The organism is Nostoc sp. DedVER02, assembly GCF_034530675.2.
Classification (GTDB): Bacteria; Cyanobacteriota; Cyanobacteriia; order Cyanobacteriales; family Nostocaceae; genus Nostoc.
This window is the reverse complement of sequence record NZ_JAVRCP020000003.1, coordinates 165,138-185,548: the sequence shown is the minus strand read 5'-3', so window position 1 is coordinate 185,548 and position 20,411 is coordinate 165,138. Positions and strand designations below refer to the sequence as shown.

General features: G+C 42.8%; 17 protein-coding genes. 8 read left to right on the top strand and 9 right to left on the bottom strand.

All coding sequences use genetic code 11. The features are described 5' to 3' along the window. Positions 1-392: 392 nt before the first annotated feature. The 3 genes from RMZ41_RS06365 to RMZ41_RS06355 all read left to right on the top strand — a co-directional run bounded on the left by RMZ41_RS06365 (position 393) and on the right by RMZ41_RS06355 (position 4,413). Entirely contained in the window at positions 393-2,168 is a 1,776-nt protein-coding gene (locus RMZ41_RS06365; RefSeq protein WP_322734371.1) for a pentapeptide repeat-containing protein, read from the top strand. Positions 2,169-2,816: 648 nt separating this feature from the next. Continuing rightward, complete coding sequence (locus RMZ41_RS06360) at positions 2,817-3,752, top strand: M23 family metallopeptidase (protein ID WP_322640308.1); 936 nt, start codon at positions 2,817-2,819, stop codon at positions 3,750-3,752. 121 nt (positions 3,753-3,873) lie between these two features. Next, on the top strand, positions 3,874-4,413 hold the full coding sequence (locus RMZ41_RS06355; protein ID WP_322640309.1) for a late competence development ComFB family protein: 540 nt from the start codon (positions 3,874-3,876) through the stop codon (positions 4,411-4,413). 75 nt (positions 4,414-4,488) lie between these two features. On the opposite strand, the gene RMZ41_RS06350 is transcribed toward RMZ41_RS06355, so the two are convergent. After that, complete coding sequence (locus tag RMZ41_RS06350; RefSeq protein WP_322640330.1) at positions 4,489-5,121, bottom strand: L,D-transpeptidase; 633 nt, start codon at positions 5,119-5,121, stop codon at positions 4,489-4,491. Between the two features lie 690 nt (positions 5,122-5,811). Between RMZ41_RS06350 and RMZ41_RS06345 the strand changes: the two genes are divergently transcribed. The 3 genes from RMZ41_RS06345 to RMZ41_RS06335 all read left to right on the top strand — a co-directional run bounded on the left by RMZ41_RS06345 (position 5,812) and on the right by RMZ41_RS06335 (position 7,761). Continuing rightward, the gene (locus RMZ41_RS06345; protein ID WP_322640310.1) at positions 5,812-5,964 is read left to right on the top strand and encodes a hypothetical protein; all 153 of its coding nucleotides are present in this window, start codon (positions 5,812-5,814) and stop codon (positions 5,962-5,964) included. A 368-nt stretch (positions 5,965-6,332) separates the two neighbouring features. Then, positions 6,333-6,989: a sigma-70 family RNA polymerase sigma factor gene (locus RMZ41_RS06340; RefSeq protein WP_114082966.1), complete on the top strand. Its 657-nt coding sequence runs from the start codon at positions 6,333-6,335 to the stop codon at positions 6,987-6,989. A gap of 157 nt (positions 6,990-7,146) precedes the next feature. After that, the gene (locus tag RMZ41_RS06335; RefSeq protein WP_322640311.1) at positions 7,147-7,761 is read left to right on the top strand and encodes an anti-sigma factor family protein; all 615 of its coding nucleotides are present in this window, start codon (positions 7,147-7,149) and stop codon (positions 7,759-7,761) included. A gap of 5 nt (positions 7,762-7,766) precedes the next feature. Here RMZ41_RS06335 and RMZ41_RS06330 read toward each other — a convergent pair whose 3' ends face one another. Then, positions 7,767-8,210, bottom strand: coding sequence for a gamma-glutamylcyclotransferase (locus RMZ41_RS06330; protein WP_322640312.1), 444 nt, complete (start codon positions 8,208-8,210; stop codon positions 7,767-7,769). 172 nt (positions 8,211-8,382) lie between these two features. On the opposite strand from RMZ41_RS06330, the gene leuS reads away from it, so the two are divergent. Next, positions 8,383-11,001: a leucine--tRNA ligase gene (leuS, locus tag RMZ41_RS06325; protein WP_322640331.1), complete on the top strand. Its 2,619-nt coding sequence runs from the start codon at positions 8,383-8,385 to the stop codon at positions 10,999-11,001. Between the two features lie 254 nt (positions 11,002-11,255). Here leuS and RMZ41_RS06320 read toward each other — a convergent pair whose 3' ends face one another. Next, positions 11,256-13,598, bottom strand: a complete 2,343-nt coding sequence (locus tag RMZ41_RS06320) for a glycoside hydrolase family 31 protein (protein ID WP_322640313.1) — start codon at positions 13,596-13,598, stop codon at positions 11,256-11,258. Positions 13,599-13,956: 358 nt separating this feature from the next. On the opposite strand from RMZ41_RS06320, the gene RMZ41_RS06315 reads away from it, so the two are divergent. Further along, on the top strand, positions 13,957-14,181 hold the full coding sequence (locus RMZ41_RS06315) for a hypothetical protein (protein WP_322640314.1): 225 nt from the start codon (positions 13,957-13,959) through the stop codon (positions 14,179-14,181). Positions 14,182-14,242: 61 nt separating this feature from the next. On the opposite strand, the gene RMZ41_RS06310 is transcribed toward RMZ41_RS06315, so the two are convergent. The 6 genes from RMZ41_RS06310 to RMZ41_RS06285 all read right to left on the bottom strand — a co-directional run bounded on the left by RMZ41_RS06310 (position 14,243) and on the right by RMZ41_RS06285 (position 20,393). After that, on the bottom strand, positions 14,243-14,869 hold the full coding sequence (locus tag RMZ41_RS06310; RefSeq protein ID WP_322640315.1) for a nucleotidyltransferase family protein: 627 nt from the start codon (positions 14,867-14,869) through the stop codon (positions 14,243-14,245). Positions 14,870-15,076: 207 nt separating this feature from the next. Continuing rightward, positions 15,077-16,231: an XdhC family protein gene (locus RMZ41_RS06305; RefSeq protein WP_322640316.1), complete on the bottom strand. Its 1,155-nt coding sequence runs from the start codon at positions 16,229-16,231 to the stop codon at positions 15,077-15,079. Positions 16,232-16,384: 153 nt separating this feature from the next. After that, the gene (locus RMZ41_RS06300) at positions 16,385-17,704 is read right to left on the bottom strand and encodes a Gfo/Idh/MocA family oxidoreductase (RefSeq protein WP_322640317.1); all 1,320 of its coding nucleotides are present in this window, start codon (positions 17,702-17,704) and stop codon (positions 16,385-16,387) included. Between the two features lie 267 nt (positions 17,705-17,971). Further along, positions 17,972-18,637, bottom strand: a complete 666-nt coding sequence (locus RMZ41_RS06295; protein WP_322734370.1) for a DUF4142 domain-containing protein — start codon at positions 18,635-18,637, stop codon at positions 17,972-17,974. A 271-nt stretch (positions 18,638-18,908) separates the two neighbouring features. Next, complete coding sequence (locus RMZ41_RS06290) at positions 18,909-19,472, bottom strand: type 1 glutamine amidotransferase domain-containing protein (RefSeq protein ID WP_322640319.1); 564 nt, start codon at positions 19,470-19,472, stop codon at positions 18,909-18,911. Between the two features lie 33 nt (positions 19,473-19,505). Continuing rightward, positions 19,506-20,393 (bottom strand): NAD(P)-dependent oxidoreductase, encoded by an 888-nt coding sequence (locus tag RMZ41_RS06285; RefSeq protein ID WP_322640320.1) that lies wholly within the window; start codon positions 20,391-20,393, stop codon positions 19,506-19,508. Between the last annotated feature and the right edge of the window lie 18 nt (positions 20,394-20,411).

The window sequence follows — 20,411 nt, the reverse complement described above, 5'->3', positions numbered from 1 at the left end:
TTGACTTTTGAAAGATTTTTTCCGATGCACTTTACTTGCATCAAGAGAAGAAGCTTGAGCTAACTATGGGTTAGGCAGAAGCCTACATCCAAGAATGCCATACTGCTCGGTTAAGCATTTTTAACTCGGAATTGGATTTGGGGAAAAGGTTAAAGGGTAAAGGTTAAAGGTTTTTTCTTTCCCTTTTCCCCTTCCCCTTTTCCCTTTAACCGACAAGTATTGTCCAAGAATGCCGTTTGTGTAGCCCATCGTAGATGTCCCAACCCATGATATTTTTCGTGTAGTATTTATTGATACTATTTATTTTTGGCAATGAGAAGCAAACTAGCACAGAATAATTTTTAGTTCCAAATTATCAAAACAGTAATTAAAATGTAACAACGGACACGGAAATGTCAACATATTTATCTCAAGTTTGGCAACTGCTGAGAAATTATGTAAGGGATGTAAGGTTACAAGAGATGCCAAAGACGACATCTGTGGAAACTGAAGCAGTTTTACCCCTAACAAAAAGCATTAAAGAATTAGACAAAAGCAGTAAATGTACTCAAGATAATTTGTATGAAGATTTATGGTTTCAAAGACTACAAGAAAGCTTAGAAAAATGGACAATATCAAGGAGCGATTGGACTTCTAAGATAGGCGATCGCACATTAGACACGCTACCATCAGAGTTCTATATGAAAGTGTGCGTAGGCATAGCCCGTAGTGGACATCGCCAGATGCATACAGAGATTTATGATTTACTAAGCAATGGAGCGCTCAAACCAGAAATAGTCCAACAAATAATTCAATTTGTTGTGTCTAATCAAAAAATTAGCCTAGAAGTACTTTTCTGGCGGCTAGAAGATTTTTATCGTCGTTGGTGTCAAGGAGAATTTATAGATGGGACACCAGATGATAATCTACCTCAGAAAACAAGGTTAAAACTAGCGGCACAAAATATTGCTCTGGGGTTGAGACAGGTAGACATATATACAGGGCTGAACGTACTGATTTTACTGTTAGAGTTACACCGCTATGCCCAAGAACAAGATGAACTCAAACAAAAAATCACCTTTTATCCATCAGCCCAACCCGATACAGACAATTTTTTCACATCCCAACTACTACGGATCGTCAACTATAGCGATGCCCTAGAGATTGGTAACTTTAGCAGTATAGTTGGGCAATTTCTCAAAGGTGGTAACTTTCGCAGTGCTTACCTAGGCGATGCCAACCTCACCGGGGCAGACTTTAGCGGTGCCGATCTCAGCCTTGCTTATCTCGGCGATGCTAACTTAACTGGCGTAAACTTCATCGGTGCTAACCTTAGCGGTGCAAACCTCGGCGATGCAAACCTCAGTGGTGCAAACCTCAGTGGTGCCGACCTCAGCAGCACAAACCTTAGTGGTGCTAACCTCAGTTGTGCCAACCTCAGCCGCGCCGACCTCAACCGCGCCGACCTCAGCAGCACTGATCTTAGCCGCGCCGACCTTAGCCGCGCCGACCTCAACCGCGCCGACCTCAGCAGCACCAACCTAAGCCATGCTGACCTCAGTAATGCCATCCTTTTCGGTGCAAATCTCAGTGAAGCTAACCTCAACAGCGTCAACCTTAACCATGCTGACCTCTGCCGCGCCGACCTCAGTGGTGCTGATTTGAGTCATGCCATCCTCAACGGTACTAACCTCAGCGACACAATTCTTTTCAGTACCAACCTTAGTAATGCCATCCTCATCGCTGCTGACCTCAGCTATGCCAAACTTAATGGTGCAAAACTTAACAATGCTAAACTTAACGGTGCAATGTTCTTAGGTGCAGACCTCAGTGGCGTAGACCTAAGTCGGGTGACTCTCAATGAAGCCGATCTCAGTGGGGTGATTCTTAGCGAAGCCGACCTCAGTGGTGCTGACCTCACCGACGCTATCCTTTTCGGCACAGACTTCAGTTATGCCAACCTTAACAGTGCTAATCTCAGTGGCAGTAATCTCAGTGGTGCCATCCTCAATGGCGCGGATCTCAGCAACAGTGACCTCAGTTTTGCCATTCTTGGTGGTGCAGACCTCAGCGATGCCAATATGGAAAAAATGACCTGGGGCAAAAAGCAGCAGTGGGAGGGTGTGCGGGGATTAGAGACAGCAGTTAATGTGCCGGAGGCATTGAAAGAAGAACTGGGATTAAATTGAAAAGACCTGGAGACATCTTTAGTTCTTGCTCTTGAGGCTAAATCAACCATGATTTTATTTCCTCACTTTGGGCAGGGAATTTTTCTTAACTTGACGCTAATGGCAAGATTCCCACCCTGCTTGTGTAAATTAAATACTCGACAGTTTACTAAATCGAGCTATCCCCAAGTTTTATGGAGTTATTTATGACACTTTGCCTTTGATTCATTTGATTTGCGTGATTTACTTACACCAATTTTAAATTAACAGTGTAGTATGGGTGTCCAGTTGAACAAGTGTCCAGTTGATTCCAAGATTTCCTTCAAGTATTATTATGTAATGGCTATAATTTCAACTAGTTTCTTTTGTTGCCTAACAACTGATCGATATTTACTATACAGACCACAAAAGCGTCTTTACCATCAATTTAGTTAAATTTTAATATTATTGCCAATGTCATACAACTTAGTTATTAAATTAACACCAATTCCTAAACTACAGTTACAAATCATTCTGCCTTATCTCCCACTCCTGTACCTCTGCTGTCTATAAGTTTCTGTAGAGGTTCCCAAAATTTATGGGTTTCAACAACATCTACTGAAAACAAGAAACACAAGTAGAAATAAGCTAGTCTATTTTCCAATACAAGCAAGGAATTTTTGTAGCTCTATGATTATTGAGAATAGCGCTAGTAGTTCAAACAAGAAGTTGCTCGGTTTTGATGTCAAAAGTTTTACAGTCAATCACTGTCTAATCAATGCATTAAAGGGAATATTTGCTGTTCTCCCTATCACCTTGGCATTGCCTGTAGATGCTTTACAAGTAAAGTTGACTCCAACTAATCCGAAATTAGGGGATACTCTCTCAGTGGAGATTAATCTAGATAATCCAGAAAATGCTAAAAATCCAACAGTAGCTAGTGGTAATAATACATACCCTGCATTTGAAATTGCCCCCAATCAGTATCGGGCTTTAGTTCCCACAACTCCCTTAGAAAAACCTGGAACTAGAACACTTCGGGTAGCAGGGGATGGTCAAGTGCGAAACTTGGCAGTGAATGTACTTAATCGCAAGTTCCCCGTACAACGCATCACTTTGCCACCTGGCAAAGCCGGAGTGGATGCCACAGAATACGAACTTAAGCGTGTAGCAGCTTTCAAGGCACTACAAACACCACAAAAGTATTGGAATGGAGTATTTCTGAAACCAAATGTAGGGCGGATGAGTACAAACTATGGTGTACGTCGCTACTATAATGGTACATTTGCTAAGGACTACTATCATCGTGGTCTTGACTACGCTGGTGCTGCTGGTTCTCCGGTAATTGCCCCAGCCTCTGGGCGAGTTGCTTTGGTAGGTAGGGTATCCCAAGGGTTTCGGATACACGGTAACGTAGTTGGCATTGACCACGGCCAAGGAGTAACCAGTATTTTCATGCACCTGAGTCGTATCAACGTCAAAGAGGGTGATTTTGTGAAAGCTGGTCAAGTAATTGGCGCAGTTGGTTCAACAGGTGCTGCCACGGGGCCACATTTGCACTGGGGTCTGTATGTCAACGGACAATCTGTTGATCCAACACCTTGGCGAACTAAGGTCGTTAACTAGTAGAGGCGGAATAGATCGCGTCTGTGCATAATTTGTGTTTTTTTTGCTGAGAATTAGGCAAAATAAATTGGATTGATACCGTCCCTACCTTGCTTGGCTAACATAAATGATGATAAGTGTTATGAGTATCGAAAAAATTGTAGAACAAGCTCTCCAGGATGGTTATTTGACACCAGCAATGGAAGCAGAAGTCGGTAGAATCTGTGACAACGCCTCGGAACTCTCAATTGAAGAGTACATGGCGTTGGATCGGCTGATGGGAGCGCTATTGACTGGTGAGGTAGTGGCGGTACCTCGCAAACAATTCATTAACGTTATGGAAGAATTAGTACTGACAGAAGCGATCGCCAGAGTTGCAGAAATTGAAGCGACCAGCGAAAGTTCTCTAGATGTCGGTGATATTGCTGCTTACGCTCTCAATCGCCTACCACCTTTGTATGCTACTACAGAAGAGGGTGCTAGCTTCCAGCGCCAAACCGCGATCGCCCAACTGCAAGAATTAATTTCTCAGCAGATAAGTGAGGCGATTAACCGTTACCTGGATCGACCCAATTTCTTCCCAGAACGGCAAGCCTTGGGTAAAAACAGTGGTAATGAGGTTGTACGTCAAGTTAGTGCTTTACTCCAGACATACGCGCCTAATTTCGAGCAAAAATTATAATTTCAAAAGTCATTGGTCATTTGTCATTTGTTTTTAAATAAAGGACAAAGGACTAATGACTAATGGCTTAATCGATTAATTACGTACAAGTACTGTTGTCCCTATATTCACTTGCTCATAAAGCATTCTGACATCAGAATTACGCATCCTTAAGCAGCCGTGGGATACAGCCGTTCCTACCAAGTCAATATCTGGCGTGCCATGAAAGCCAATTTCATTCCGTCCGTCTGACCAAAAGCCAATCCATCTGTCTCCCAAGGGGCTATCCGTACCAGCCTCAAATACTTTACCTGTAATTGGGTGTCGCCAAATTGGATAGTGTCGCATGTGGATCACCTGGAAAGAACCTGTGGGTGTTTCCCAACCTTTCTTACCTACAGCAATTGGGTAGCTGGCTATCACTTCATCTCCTGCGTATACATAAGTGCGGCGATCGCTTAAATCAACTACTACTTGTGTCTTGCCATCTGCTACCCTACTAGATGGTACTTGTTGGGCTGAAGCCTGAGACCATAGACCTTTGGGCCAACCCTCTGCAACTGAATTTTGTTTTTCTGCTTGCGCCACCAACTGCATATTAATTGGTGGTTCAGTTGCTTGAGCTACATTATTCCTAATTGTTTTCGGCTGAGTTTGAGGTTTAATAGTAGAAGACTCTGGTGTAAAAGCCTTCTGAGTCTTTGCTTTAACTACATTTTTCTTAATTATTTTCGACTTAGTTTCAGACTTAATAGCAGAATATTTAAGTGTAGAAACCTTCCGAGTCTTTGCTTTTACTACATTCTTATTAATTATTTTTGACTTAGTTCGAGGCTTAATAGCAGAGGACTTTGGTGTAACCGCCCTCTGGACATTTGAGCCTTGTACCACTTCACCAGGTGGCACAGATCCACCCAGCGCAATTTCTCCTAAACTCACTTGTGACAGATTCTTGTAGACTTCCTCTGAGCGGCTTCCCTTCGGATTAATGAGGGTGGAATTTCGCCGCATCGAAGTAGATGCAGACTTTTCAAATTGTCCTTGTGCCGTAGTAATCCGCCAATGGACAGCTAAAGATAAAAATGCTGTACCAAAACAGAGCAACATTACCATCCGCCCTACAGATTCGTTTCTTACCATTGCCATCGCCTATTGTTTATCCCTGACATATCCAGCCGAGTATTTGGATGGGTTCATCATCCGATTATCAAAAATTTATCAATACTTATCATTTCCGATATAAATCTGCCAACACCTCTGGGCAAACTAAGACTATGCAAATTGTCCCAGCAAGAGAACTCCAAGTGAGCAACCTCATTTCTCCAAAGTTCTGGGGGTTGTAAGCCAATACTTGGACTTTCTAGCGGAACTTTTGCAATGTAGCAATCAATGATTAGTGGTGTAGGTGGGAGAAAAATCATGTTTGAAAAACTATTGCTAGCAGTCACAATTACATTCTCTCTGAATTTGTTTTTTCAAGTTCGCGTACCAGAGCAACATAACACTGGTGCTACTTACGGGTTACAGCTAGAACAATCAGCAACTATTTTGGTAACAAAATCAAAAAAATAAATCACCATTATAGTAACCGCAACAACCGAACTCCCAAAAATTATTACCTGAATTTTAAAGGTATCAAGAAGTTAGAATTACAAAATTTTGATCTTCATCCTTAATAACCAGATTTAATTATTTTTATCAAGCGTATATACCCAGTTGCTAAAAGTACTTAAATGTGCATATTGCTGCGCCTTTGTTAGTTGATGAGTCTTGGGCAACTATGTCAGCAGTATAAGGAAAAAGTAGTTCTCCTTATTGCTACAAATGTATCCAAAATTGTCTGCTTCCGTGTTCCAGTCATAAATCCGTCACCTTAGTATGGAACTTCTGTTCCATTAGCAGGTCTAATAGATAGGGATGATTTAGAGCCAGTACGATCTATGAGTCAGTCGATTACTGTATCCTGGTCAACGGTTGATGCAAAGTATCCAGAAGCATCAGTGCAAGTTGACAAACTCCCTAACCACGATTTAATTTTGCGCTGTCAAGCGGGACTGCGGCCAGATCGTGTTGCATTTTCAGAGTTATTACGCCGCTATCAAAGTCAGGTTGATAGAGTTCTATACCACCTGGCTCCAGATTGGTCTGACAGGGCCGATTTAGCTCAAGAAGTTTGGATTCGAGTGTATCGGAATATTAACCGATTACAAGAGCCTGCTAAATTTCGGGGCTGGTTAAGCCGCATTGCCACCAACTTGTTTTACGATGAGTTGCGGAAACGCAAGCGGGTAGTTAGTCCTTTATCACTGGATGCTCCCCGCTCGTTAGAGGACGGCGAGATGGATTGGGAAATCGCCGGCGATACCCCAGGCCCTGAAGAAGAACTGACAACTAGAGAATTTTACGAGCAATTGCGGGAAGCGATCGCGGATTTACCAGAAGTTTTTCGTACAACCATTGTCCTGAGAGAAATCGAAGGTATGGCTTATGAAGAAATTGCTGAAATCACTGGAGTTTCTCTAGGAACTGTGAAGTCAAGAATAGCCAGAGCTAGATCGAGACTGCAAGCCCACTTGCAGAATTATCTAGATTCATAATTTACAGGATCTTGCCTCTGCCATTAGGCAGAATTTAAGTATTGATTAAGAATTACACCAAAGACGTAGATCGCTTGTATCCTGAGAAGGAAAAATGGCTAATTTTCCCGAAATTTCTGCCCACTTTACCCGTATATGAATTGGTAATAATGTTAAGATGACTACTGATTCTCAGTTTTACGACCGTTCTTCTTTGCAACTTCCTCAAGATTTTTCAGATGGAATGGCCAAGCATACCAATGAATCAACGGGTCTTATGGATATGGTGAAGCGCGATCGCTTCGAATTATTAAGTGCTTACCTTGATGGTGAAGTCACCGCTATAGAACGCAGGCAAGTAGAAGAATGGCTGGCAAATGATGCCTCCGTTCAATGCTTGTATGCTCGATTGTTAAAGCTGCGCCAAGGCTTGCGGACTCTCCCAGTGCCCACAGCCCAGGAGTCAACAGAAGCAACAGTTGGGCAAGTATTGACACGTTTGCGCCGCCGTTCCCGTTTAAACTGGATGGCGGGAGGTGCAGCCGTTGCTGCTTGCGTCATCGGTGCAGTATCTAGCTTAATACCTGGTAGTTTTTATGTGCCGCAACTGGCGCAACGACCACAAAAAGAGCCGATTCAAACGTCCTCAGCGTCTATAATTCCACCTTCCCCTTTGATGGTGGGACTAAATAACCCAGTTATTGAAATTCCTAAAGCAGCAGTAGCGTCTCCAAAAAATCCAATCTATCCGGTACAGCCGCAAAGCCGCGACTCTAAACAGGACATAAATTAATTGGATTAACAATTCACGGTTAAACCGCAGCCACTCCACCAACCGTCAGGTTGGAGGAATCCTCCTAATTGCTCAACTCGCTCTAGAGTCATGAAATAAACCCAAGCCCAACTATAAGAAAGCGACTGTGGTTCATAAACCTCGATAATTTGACGATTATAGAGGTTTTCTGATGCTTGTCTAGTAGGCTGGTAGTTTTCCAGCACATCTAGCTCATTTAAAATATTTGAGCTAGAAAAAGAAACTAAATATCCGTAAACTTGGCTATCCCCTAGCGTCATTGCTGGGTAGCCCATTGGCAAAGCAAACAATTTACCTTGTACAAGAGCTAATTTGGCATCTATTACCTTGCCAGCACAATATTTTTTATAGTTAGCTTCACCAGGTTTGAGTGTGCCGTAGACAAAAACCTGCACCAAATCAGAAAATTTTTTATTTGATTCAACCATCTAATACATTTTATTGAAATGATTATCACCATACCTGAAACACTAGCAGTTCAGGCATAATTTGGCTGATGCTCAATTATATAAATCCGTGAGTAGTTGACCTACAATATAGGTTAACCTAAGAGGTTGACCTGCTATGTCAACCCAGACAGACCCATTAGGAGAGTTTTTGGTGGATTCCCGATATAACCCAGCAGCAATTGAGGAAAAATGGCAAAAAACATGGGTAGAACTTGGCTTAGATAAGACACCTTCAGTTAGCAAAAAGCCAAAATTTTACGCTTTATCCATGTTCCCTTATCCATCGGGCAGCCTACACATGGGTCACGTCCGTAATTATACGATTACCGACGTGATTGCCCGCCTCAAGCGAATGCAAGGGTATCGGGTAATACACCCAATGGGGTGGGATGCCTTTGGCTTACCAGCAGAAAATGCCGCCATTGACCGTGGTGTACCGCCAGCAAAGTGGACTTATCAAAATATTGCCCAAATGCGGCAGCAATTGCAGCGTCTTGGTTTATCCATCGACTGGGAATGTGAACTTGCTACCTGTTCACCAGATTATTACAAGTGGACACAATGGATTTTCTTGCAGTTTTTGCAAGCAGGGTTAGCTTACCAAAAAGAAGCAGCCGTAAACTGGGATCCTATTGACCAAACTGTATTGGCAAATGAACAAGTTGATAATGAAGGACGTTCTTGGCGCAGTGGGGCAATAGTTGAGCGCAAATTGTTGCGGCAGTGGTTTTTTAAGATTACCGACTACGCCGAAGAATTACTCAATGACTTGGATAAGTTGACAGGTTGGCCGGAACGGGTCAAATTGATGCAGGCAAACTGGATTGGTAAATCTACAGGCGCTTATTTAGAATTTCCCATTGTTGGGATAGATGAAAAAATTGCCGTGTATACCACGCGCCCAGATACAGTTTATGGTGTCAGTTACTTAGTATTAGCACCAGAACATCCCTTAACAAAGCGCGTCACTACAAAAGAACAACAAGCAGAGGTAGAAGTTTTTATTAAAGAAGTTTCCAATCAAAGTGAGTTGGAACGTACTTCTGAAGACAAACCTAAGCGGGGTATCCCTACTGGTGGGGTGGCAATTAACCCATTTACAGGGGAAGAAGTGCCGATTTGGATTGCTGACTATGTACTGTATGAGTATGGTACTGGGGCAGTGATGGGTGTACCAGCACACGATGTTCGGGATTTTAAGTTTGCTAAAAATTACGATTTGCCAGTTAATTTTGTCATCGCTTCCCCAGATGATGTTGTAGGTTTTGACTTAACTCCAGCATCAGCAATTGGTGAATCACAACTCATAAAAGTTGACTATAAGCAGGCATATACTGAACCAGGAATTTTAATTAATTCTGGGACTTTTACTGGTATGGCTTCCGCAGATGCTAAACAAGCGATAATTGAATACGCCGAACAACAAGGTTTTGGTAAAGTGCGGGTGCAGTATCGCTTGCGGGATTGGTTAATTTCACGGCAGCGTTACTGGGGCGCACCGATACCTGTAATTCATTGTCCCAACTGCGGAATAGTGCCAGTACCTGACAAGGATTTGCCAGTCCAGTTGCCAGAAGAGGTGGAATTTACTGGACGTGGTGGTTCACCTTTAACTCAGTTGGAAAGCTGGGTAAATGTGCCTTGTCCAACTTGTGGCACTCCGGCGAAGCGAGAAACTGACACGATGGACACTTTTATAGATTCCTCGTGGTATTTCTTGCGCTTTCCTGATGCTAAGAATGAACAACAAGTTTTCGATTCCAGTAAAGTTAACGACTGGATGCCAGTGAATCAGTACGTGGGTGGTATTGAACACGCGATTTTACATTTGTTGTATTCGCGGTTCTTTACTAAGGTTCTGCGGGATAGAGGATTACTAAACTTTGATGAACCCTTCCAACGTCTGTTAACTCAAGGGATGGTACAGGGTTTAACTTACCTAAATCCCAATAAAGGCGGTAAAGATAAATGGATTCCTTCTAATCTGGTCAATTCTGCTGACCCCCGCGACCCTCAGACAGGCGAACCTTTGCAACGTCTCTACGCCACCATGTCTAAATCAAAGGGCAATGGTGTCGCGCCAGAAGATGTAATTTCCAAATACGGTATAGATACAGCGCGGATGTTCATCTTATTCAAAGCGCCGCCAGAAAAAGACCTGGAATGGGATGAAGCCGATGTGGAAGGACAATTCCGCTTTTTAAATCGGGTTTGGCGTTTGGTGACAGATTATATTGCTGCTGGAGTATCCCGTAAGCAAGCCCAACTCGCTGATTTAACTAAGGCAGAAAAGGATTTGCGGCGGGCTATTCATACGGCGATTCAAGCGGTGACAGAAGATGTGGAAGACGAATATCAATTCAACACAGCTATTTCCGAATTGATGAAGTTGAGTAATGCTTTAACTGATGCCGATGGGAAAAATTCACCAATTTACGCAGAAGGTATTCGGACTTTGGTGATGTTACTCGCACCTTTTGCGCCACACATTGCTGATGAATTGTGGCATTTGTTGGGTGAAAGTAATTCAGTTCATACTCAAACTTGGCCATCATTTGACCCTGTGGCTTTGGTAGCCGATGAAATTACTTTGGTGATTCAAGTTATGGGTAAAACTCGCGGTGCGATTCAAGTACCAGCACAAGCAGATAAAGCAGAGTTGGAGAAATACGCCCGTGAATCAGAAATTGCCCAGCGTTATATCGAAGGCAAGGAGATTAAAAAGGTAATTGTTGTGCCTGGAAAGTTGGTAAATTTTGTAGTCAGTTAAAAGTAGAAGAAAGCCAAGATTATCGGATGTGAAAAAGAGGCTATTATCGCTTACCGATTTTATCAAAGAAGTAAAGACGCGATTCATCGCGTCTCTACAAATGGTCTATTTTTCGCATTCTTTTTTCAAATTGGTATGACTTAAATAATTCTTACTCAATAAGAATTATTTAAGTATTTTAACTGATTGACAATAGTACATTGATGAGAGTTTTTTATCAATTTTGCAGGTGCGATCGCTTAAAAAAATGCTGCCTAAGTAGAAAATTCCAACCGATGGGCAGTACCATCATCTAGAAAACTCTGCTCACCAACGCCGACTAATTCCACAATGGTTTCACGGGTTACAGGTGAAAACTCGCCTTCTCTGGCTGCAATCTCAACAATGGTTGTTTGCTCCTCAGAATAAACGCGGTAAGTTGTGGTGCAAAAGGCTCCTGTTTGGTACTCAAAAGTATGACCATCATCTTCATAAAGAGTAAACTCACCAATGCCTTTCCAGACTCGCAATTTCATTTGGTTTATGGGATGTTCATCTACATATTGCATTATTGGGGCGATCGCAATAATTGAGCCAGCACGAACGTATAATGGCATTTTCTCCAGTGGTGCGGATGCAAGAATGTGAGTTGGCCCTGTAAATGCTTCCCCAGTCCACCAATCGTACCAACAACCTTCAGGCAAGTAGACGGCGCGATGTTCAACACCTGGACGGTAAATTGGTGCTGCTAGTAAGGAGGGGCCTAGCATTACTTGATCGGCCAGAGCAAAGGTTTTGGGATCGTTGGGGAAATGATAGAGAAGTGGGCGAAGAATTGGTGCGCCAGTAGTTGCAGCCAACCAAAAAAGAGTGTAAATGTAAGGTAGTAGTTGATAACGGAGTTCAATATACTCGCGGCAGATTTTTTCGACGCGATCGCCAAATACCCAAGGCTCATGCTGTGCAGTAGTTAATGCTGAATGCCCACGCATCAAGGGGTAAAGCATTCCTAGCTGCATCCAACGCGCATATAGTTCCGCCGTTGCGTTCCCTGCAAACCCCCCAATATCACTTCCGACAAAGGCAACACCCGATAAACCCAGGTTACACAGCATTGGTATGGACATTTCTAAGTGTTCCCACAAAGATTGATTGTCTCCTGTCCATATAGCTGACCAGCGTTGAATACCAGCATATCCAGAGCGTGTTAATACAAAAGAACGTTCAGTTGGACGAGATATTTTAGTTGCTTGATAAGATGCCTTTGCCATCATTAGCCCATAAAGATTGTGAGTTTCTTTGTGGGTGGTTCTCTCGTCAGTTGGCCCTTGGGGTGTATCAAGAGGAAAGGAAATTTTGTTACCGGGGTCGCCGAATGGACGGTCATCGAGTGCGGGTTCATTCATGTCATTCCAGATACCGGCAACACCAATATCAGTTAGACTGTTTTGCCAATTTCCCCACCAATCTCTAACTTCAGGATTTAGGTAATCAGGAAAAACAGCTTTATCTGGCCAAACATAGCCGTGAAATAACTGACCATTAGTTTTTCGCACAAAATAATTGTTTTTTAATCCGTCGTCGAAGACTTTGTAATCTGCTTCTGGTTCGTATTTGACTCCCGGATCAACAATAGTTACTACTTTAAAGCCATCTTGCTTAAGATTTTGGATTAATTCTTTAGGGTTAGCAAATCGCTTCGGACTCCAGGTAAAAACCCTGTAGCCATTCATATAATCAATATCTAAATGAATAACATCACAGGGAATGCGACGCTGACGAAATTCGTTAGCTAGTTTGCTGACTATATCTTGTGACTCGTAACTCCAGCGACATTGGTGATAACCTAATGACCATCGAGGTGGTAAGGGCATCCGTCCGGTTAGCTGGGTGTAAGTCTGGATAATTTTTGCAGGTTCAGGCCCATAAATAATGTAGTAATCTAGTTCACTCCCCTGAGTTTCCATCTGCCAGACTCCAGGTTGCTGTGCGCCTAGATCGAATCGGCTCCAATAAGTAGTATTAAAAAAAAGCCCGTATCCCAATCCAGGACGCAACGCGATGAAAAAGGGAATCGCCTGATACATACTGTCTGTCATGATGCCGTAATCGATCGCATCTGATGTCCAGTTGGTTTTGACTTTTGATCGCTGATCTAATAAACCAGTCGGTTCGCCAAAACCATAGAAATGTTCGTCAGATTCAATTCGTTTCCACCCAGCGACAGTACCAGTGCGCCACGCCATGCCTAAGTCTGTATCGTGAGCAAAGGGTTGTCCTGCTGAGTTAAAGAACTGGATACGACAAGGATTGCGGGACACGACAATAGACAATTGCTCAGTTTTAATTTCTATAGTTTCTGCTTTTTCTTCAACTTCAAAGGGTACAGCAGGCCATTCTTCATCCGCAAGTGCTACAGCCCACGATCGCCTGGAGAGAAATTCACCACTTGGTGTCATCCGTACCCGAATTAAGTTTGGTGCTAAGACACTAACTGTTAGACAGGGGCCGCCGCACAGCAAGAGGATATGGCGCTCATTCTGTTGTATTGCTTCTACTGCTCCCAGGATTGACCAAGGCGCTTCTTCTGTGTGCAGTTGTCCAAAGTATTGTGGCATAATTCCTGATTCAAAGATAACTACTTTCCCCAATAGAGACTCACATAAACTACTGCTAAAAAGCGTGTATCTTTAGGCATAGCGTATAAATGCGAGGGAAAAGGTTAAAGGGAAAAGGGAAAAGGGATGAATACAGGTCGCTTAACATCGGTCGAGGTTTTTACCTTCCCCATGATACAAGGATTATTTCGCTTAACATCGGGCGAGGTTTTTACCTTTTCCCCTTCCCCTTTCCCCCTTCCCCTTCTCAATAAATTGGGGGACTTTGATTCTTCCTCCTTTTTTAGCTACGGTGTACACACAAGTCCTAAAAACCTAGCTTGATGAGACTTTCCTCATTCTCATACACAGCATGGGAATGAAAAAAATAGCATTGTCAGTCGATGCAATGCCATTGTTAGTTGATGCAATGCGATTGTCAGTCAATGCAATGCGATTGTTAGTCGATGCAATGCCATTGTCAGTCGATGCAATACCATTGTTAGTTGATGCAATGCGATTGTCAGTCGATGCAATACCATTGTATGGTCAAGACACTTGTGTATACACTGTAGCCTTTTTAAGGGGGTTAGGGGGAATCTAAAAGCGCCTAAAATCACAACAAAACATTTTTAAAATAACCTCTAATTAAGTACAAGTTTATTTTAAGCATTTGATAGCAATTGTTCGTAATCTTTTGGTGTATCAATATCGATATTTCCTAAAGGAAACTGAAGAGGAAATACTTCATTGAGATTATTATTAATAACTTTCTTTGCTCCTGAAGTCTCTTTTAAAGCAGCAAGCTCTGAAAAAAATCTTTGGTTGAATAGAGCCGGTACACCTAATGTTCCTGCATATTCGCAAGCAATGATTGGTTTTTGGCTTGAATAATATGCATCAACTAAATGATTGATAATTTGGGTAGAAACGAATGGCTGGTCGCAAAGTGTAATCACTACTGCTTCGATTTTTTGCGGAAGATTATTTAAGAATTCAAGACCCCTTTTGATGGAAGTACTCATTCCACAAGCCCAATCCAGGTTTTTAACTACTTCAACGGGAAGCTGCTTAACTTGGGGATAAATCTGTTCTGCATTTGCTCCAAGTACTATTACCACAGGTTTACAAACTGAAGCGATCGCAATTTCTGCAATATGATGTACAAAACTCCGTCCCTGATAAAGCAACAGTTGTTTTGGTGTACCCATACGGGTAGATGCGCCCGCCGCCAGAATAATAATAGCTATGCTTGCTTTTTCAGCTTCTATTTGCTCGGTGGTCGATACCATAACAGATATAGGATTACTATTTGATTTTTGAACAAAATTAAGTATTGTAGAGGAGCCAGTGCGTTGCGGAGGTTCCCTCCGTTGTAGCAACTGGCGTTGTGTTAGAACGGAGTTCGTAACGCACTATTATCACAGTTTCGATGCGTTACGCTGTCGCTAACACATCCTACGTATATTTTCTCCAAATCAAACTGGATTCCGATAATACTATGTCGTTAATAACAGATTGCAGTTGCTTGGATAAGTTTGATGAATTGGTTGATTCAGATTTTTCAAAAAATTACTCTTGCGGTTTGTCAGCACTGCTTGAATTTCTGCAATGATGGCGATCGCTATTTCTTGTGGTGTATCTGCGCCAATATCAATACCAACAGGACTATACAATCTATTCAATTGTTCGCTAGTAGAAGCTATTCCTTGAGTTGATAAATCTTGAAGTAATTTTTCTGTCCGATGCTTTGGCCCTAAAATGCCAATGTAGCGCGCAGGAGATGGAAGCATCATCTTTAAAATTTCTAGATCGTCAAGATAATTATGCGTCATCACCACAGCTACAGTGCGATCGTTTATAAAAACCTGTTTATCTATAATCTCTCGATTGCTAAGAATCACATTACAAAGTTGAGGAAACCGCGCTCTAGTTGCCTCATTAGCTCGACAATCGACTACAGTCACGTCCCAACCCAATGCTTGAGCAAACTGGGCTACGGGTAAAGCGTCATAACCTGCACCAAATATTACTAAAGGTGTCGGTGGTTGGATAACTTCGATGAAAACTTCTACATTACCTAAAGGTAGCTGATAGTTGCTTACCCTTGACTTTTGATTAGTAAAGGCTGCTTGTGTATCTGCACTCAAAAATTTAATTAAATTTGAATCTTTAATATCAGTGACAATTTTACCGTTTGGATACAGCAGTAAGCGCGACCCAATGACATCTATCCCGCCTTCACAAGCAAAGACTGTAGCAATAATACCCAAATGTTTTTGATCAAAGCACTCTTGTGTAAAAGCGATCGCATTGAGTATGCTCTCTGTCTCAAGCCGTTCGATGAGAACTTGCATTATCCCATCACACCCTAAACCAAAGCCCCAAAGAATATCTTCCGAGGCGGTGCGATCGTAAGTAACAACAATTGGTTTTCCATCCGACATTCGTTGTTGAGTATATTCAAATACGTCGTTTTCTAAACAACCAGCGCTGATTGTGCCAATCATCCGACCTGTATTTGTCATCAGCATTTTAGCACCCGGTCGGCGATAGGTTGAACCTTGAGTTTTAACGACAGTGGCAAGAAAAGTAATTTCACCACTTTTTTTACTGGACTCAAAACCTTCTAAGATTGCTTGTAATTCGTTCATTTGATTGATTATATTTTTTTAACGCAAAGGGGCGCAGAGGTAAACACAGAGTCACGCCGAGAACTCCCTCTCTTAATACTCTGCGTGACTTTGCGCTTTCCTTTGCGTGACTTTGCGTTTAAATAAATTACATTATCCATCCCTCTGCATTTTTTATTGAAGCATTCTCGGAGCGGGGCCACGAGTGACATCCAATTTTGGTGACACACGAGGTAGAGCGATCGTTTTGCCTGTTTGTGCGGCTTCGTAAATCACGGCTATTAGTCTTTGGTCTTGCAAACCTTCTTCCCCAGGTGTATGCGGTTGCTTATTCCCAATCACACAATCTGCCATGTGATCGATTTCTAAAGCAAACTGGTTTTTTTCACCTATCCGCACTTCACTAATGTTTTCTGCCATGCTATTGGTTGGCGATTTCCGCGAAATCATCATCCGCAAACCGTGGTAAGAGAATGCCGGATCGAGTTGTCCCCAAGCATCAGAACCGAAGACGCGAAACCGCCGCCCTTCGTGAAAACCGTAGCTAGTAGAGCAAATTCCTAGCACGCCACTGGGAAACCGCAATTGAAAGGTAACACTTTCTTCCACTTCTTTGAAACGCGGATCGCCAAGAGTGCTGAAAGTTTGGGCGCTAATTGCGATCGGTTCTTCTCCCGTCAAATAGCGAGTTGCATTCAAGCAGTAGATTCCCACATCTGGTAAAGATCCACCTCCGGCTAGAGCGCGTTTTAATCGCCACTGGTTTAAGTCTCCGCCTTGGTTTTGTCCATTATCTGCCTGAATCACCTTCACAGTTCCTAATTCTTTGCTGCGAATCATCCCAATCATGGCGCGATGGTGCGGCTCATACTGGCAGCGATAAGCAATCATCAACTTGCGATTAGCTTGTTTGCACGCATCGATCATCTGCTGACAATCTTCAACCGTGGTTGCCATTGGCTTTTCACACAAGATATGCTTCCCGGCTTTGGCACCACGCACCGTATATTCTCGGTGCATACTGTTGGGTAGGACTATATAGATCACATCAACATCTGAATTGTTGCGGAGATTGTCGTAATTCTGATAGTTGTAAATGTTCTGCGGTTTAATGCCATACTGCTGGGCAACTTGATTTGCTTTGGCAGCATCACCACTAACTAATGCAGTTACCTTTGCTAGCTTACATTCTGCAAATGCAGGCATAATTTCTTCTAATGAAAGTCTGCCGAGTCCAACGATCGCAAATCCTAAGCGTCGCTCTGGAGGTAATGCAGTCGGCGGCCCACCTGTATCGACCTCAGTCTTTTCCGAGATCGGCGGAAACTGAATCTGAGGCGGCAAAGTTCCTCCGTGTGGGGTGGCTTGCTGATTCGGTTGTTGGGCAGCAACTTCTTCGCCCATACTACCAAGTGCGGCGGCTGAAATGGCTCCTAATCCAGCAGTAGTTAGAATCTGACGACGAGAAAATTCTCCTTTAAACAATTCAGACATTGTGGTTCCTTAATGATGAAACTTTAAACTTTCTAAGTAGTCAGACAGAATTAATTACACAATGCCATTGCAAATAGAGCGTATTCCTTTTCTTCGCCAACGCTTACAATAACTGTAAATATTTTTGTCCTATTACTTGTCCGTTTGAATAACTGTCATTGCAATTGTTAGCTCTTAACGTTTTTGCAGAGTAGAGATTACTTCCCTACTCTGAAAGAACGCCCTTTCACTCGCAATTAATTTACGTGTGATTTGCCGGATATCAGATTAGGGAGTGCTAGTTGGAGTTGGGCTGCTAGTTGAAGTTGGACTGCTAGTTGAAGTTCCAGGATTAACAATGGAACTAACCTCTTGCAAATGTTGTTGGAGAGTTGGCAGTGTTTGAGCCGCAAATGCTTTCACATCTGGATCTTGCCCCTGTTGAGCTTCTCTTTGAAATGCAGCGACATCCTGTTGATGAGCTTGAAGCATCTCATTTAGATATTGGCGATCGAAGTTAGTACCAGAAAGCCTGGATAAGCGTTGACTCACTTGTTGATTTTTCCTGCCAATAGTAGTTGGTAGGGTAACACCTTTTCGAGCCGCCAACTGTTTGAGTTGATTGTTCGCCTGGGTATGATCTTGAACCATCTGCTGTCCAAATTGTTTGACTGTAGCGCTAGTTCCCCGTCGTGATGCCAATTGTCCTAGTTGAACTTCTGCTAAACCATCTTGAGCAGCTTGAGTGATAAACTGTCTGTCTAAAGAACTGAGGTTATTTCGCCTTGATGTAGTTGGTGAGGCATTTGGTGATGGACTCTCGGTTGCTTGCACAGACTGAGCAAGTGGAGTTTCTGATGTATTTTGAGATTGTTGAGTGGTTGGTGTGCAACCAGTTGCTACAGATAAAGCGATCGCTGCTAAACCAGTAGAAAATATTTTTAAGGTAGGCATAATCAACGTTTTCCTTGGATAAAGCTGTATTTTGTAATCAGAATCATAGCGATCGCACCCAACCCGCATTTCTCACAAGCTCCAAAGCGATTGATGATGAGTAATAAGTAATGGGTAATGAGTAATAAGTAAAAGAGCAACAGGCGCAATACCAGTGCAAGAACTTGTACATTCTTACTATGCACTCCTTACTCATTACTCCTCCATTCGAGGTGTGGTGAGAAATCTGGGCCAACTATGCGATCGCTACGATTTTGATAACCACACCGAATTAATGTGAACCTGATGCTGCGGGTGCAAATTGGGCAAACAGATTCAACATTTCCTGATTGAATGCAGGGATATCATCTGGTTGACGGCTTGTTACCCAGTTTCCATCGACTACAACTTCTTTATCCACCCAGTTACCGCCTGCGTTCCGAATGTCATCTTGAATCGTGTAATAACTTGTTAATGTGCGTCCTTGCACCAAGTTGGCAGATATTAATTCCCAAGCTGCATGACAAATAACGGCGAATGGCTTGCCTGCTTGCTGCATTTCCTGTAAAAAGGATTGCACTTTTGGCCCCATTCTCAGCGTATCGGCATTGAGTGCGCCACCAGGCAACAAGACTGCATCATATTCACTTGCTTGTGCTTGATCGAGTTCTCGATCGGCACTTACAGTTATGCCTTTGTCATTATGCCGAAACGCTTGAATTTCTCCTGATTTTGTTGAGAGAATTTCAACTTGTGCGCCAGCTTCTTTGAGTGCTTTTACAGGTTCTGTGAGTTCTGCCTCTTCAAACCCATCAGTTGCTAATACTGCAACTCGTAAATTTGTTAATTGAGTCACGATCGCCTCCAGCTTTTATTTAATAATTTGTAGTTATGATTCAACAGTTACTCCTGCTTCTAACTCCAAAGCTTTGATTAATGCCGATGCATTTTCTTCTCCCCATCCTTGATTAACTGCTGTTTTAATGGTTTCTCTGACAATTGCCGCAGCAGGCGTTGGAGAATTTAAATCTTGAGCAAATCGAGCGATTAAATTCGCATCTTTGAGCAAATGCTTTAACGCAAAACTTGGTGTAAAGTCCCGATTTACTAGCATCTTGCCCATGCCGTCAAATATCGGAGAGCGAAAATCTACTACATGCAGCACATCAAGAACATCTTGTGGATGAAGTCCGGCTTTAGTTGCTAGAATCAGCGCTTCTCCTAACGCTTCGATTTGAGTTGCCACAATGGAGTTACCGATGAGTTTCATTGACGCGCCTTTGCCAGTGTCGCCCAGATAATGGATTGTTTCGCTCAACGGCTCTAAAATCGGTTTGACTTGCTCAAATACTTCCCGTTTTCCACCAACGACAATCCACAACCCCCCAGAGGCAGATTCGTTTTTACTACCGAAAACGGGAGCATCAAGAAATTCCACTTGCTTTTCGGCATAAGCTGCGGCTTCTTTACGGGAGGTGTCAGGATGAACTGTACTCATGTCGATCGCAATTTGTCCCGATCGCACCTTTGATAAAATGCCATCTTGCCCAAAGACAACCTCTTCAACTGCATTGTCGTTTGAGAGCGAATACATAATCGCCTCGGCATTCTCTACGGCTTGTGCTGGTGTTTGTGCTTGTGTTGCACCTTGTTCAACCAGAGGTTTACAAGACTCTGGATTGCGATTCCAAACGCTCAAATCGTAACCAGCTTTGAGCAAATTGGTTGCCATACCACTGCCCATGATGCCGAGTCCTAAATACGCAATGCGTTTCATAATGATGTTTTACTTTAA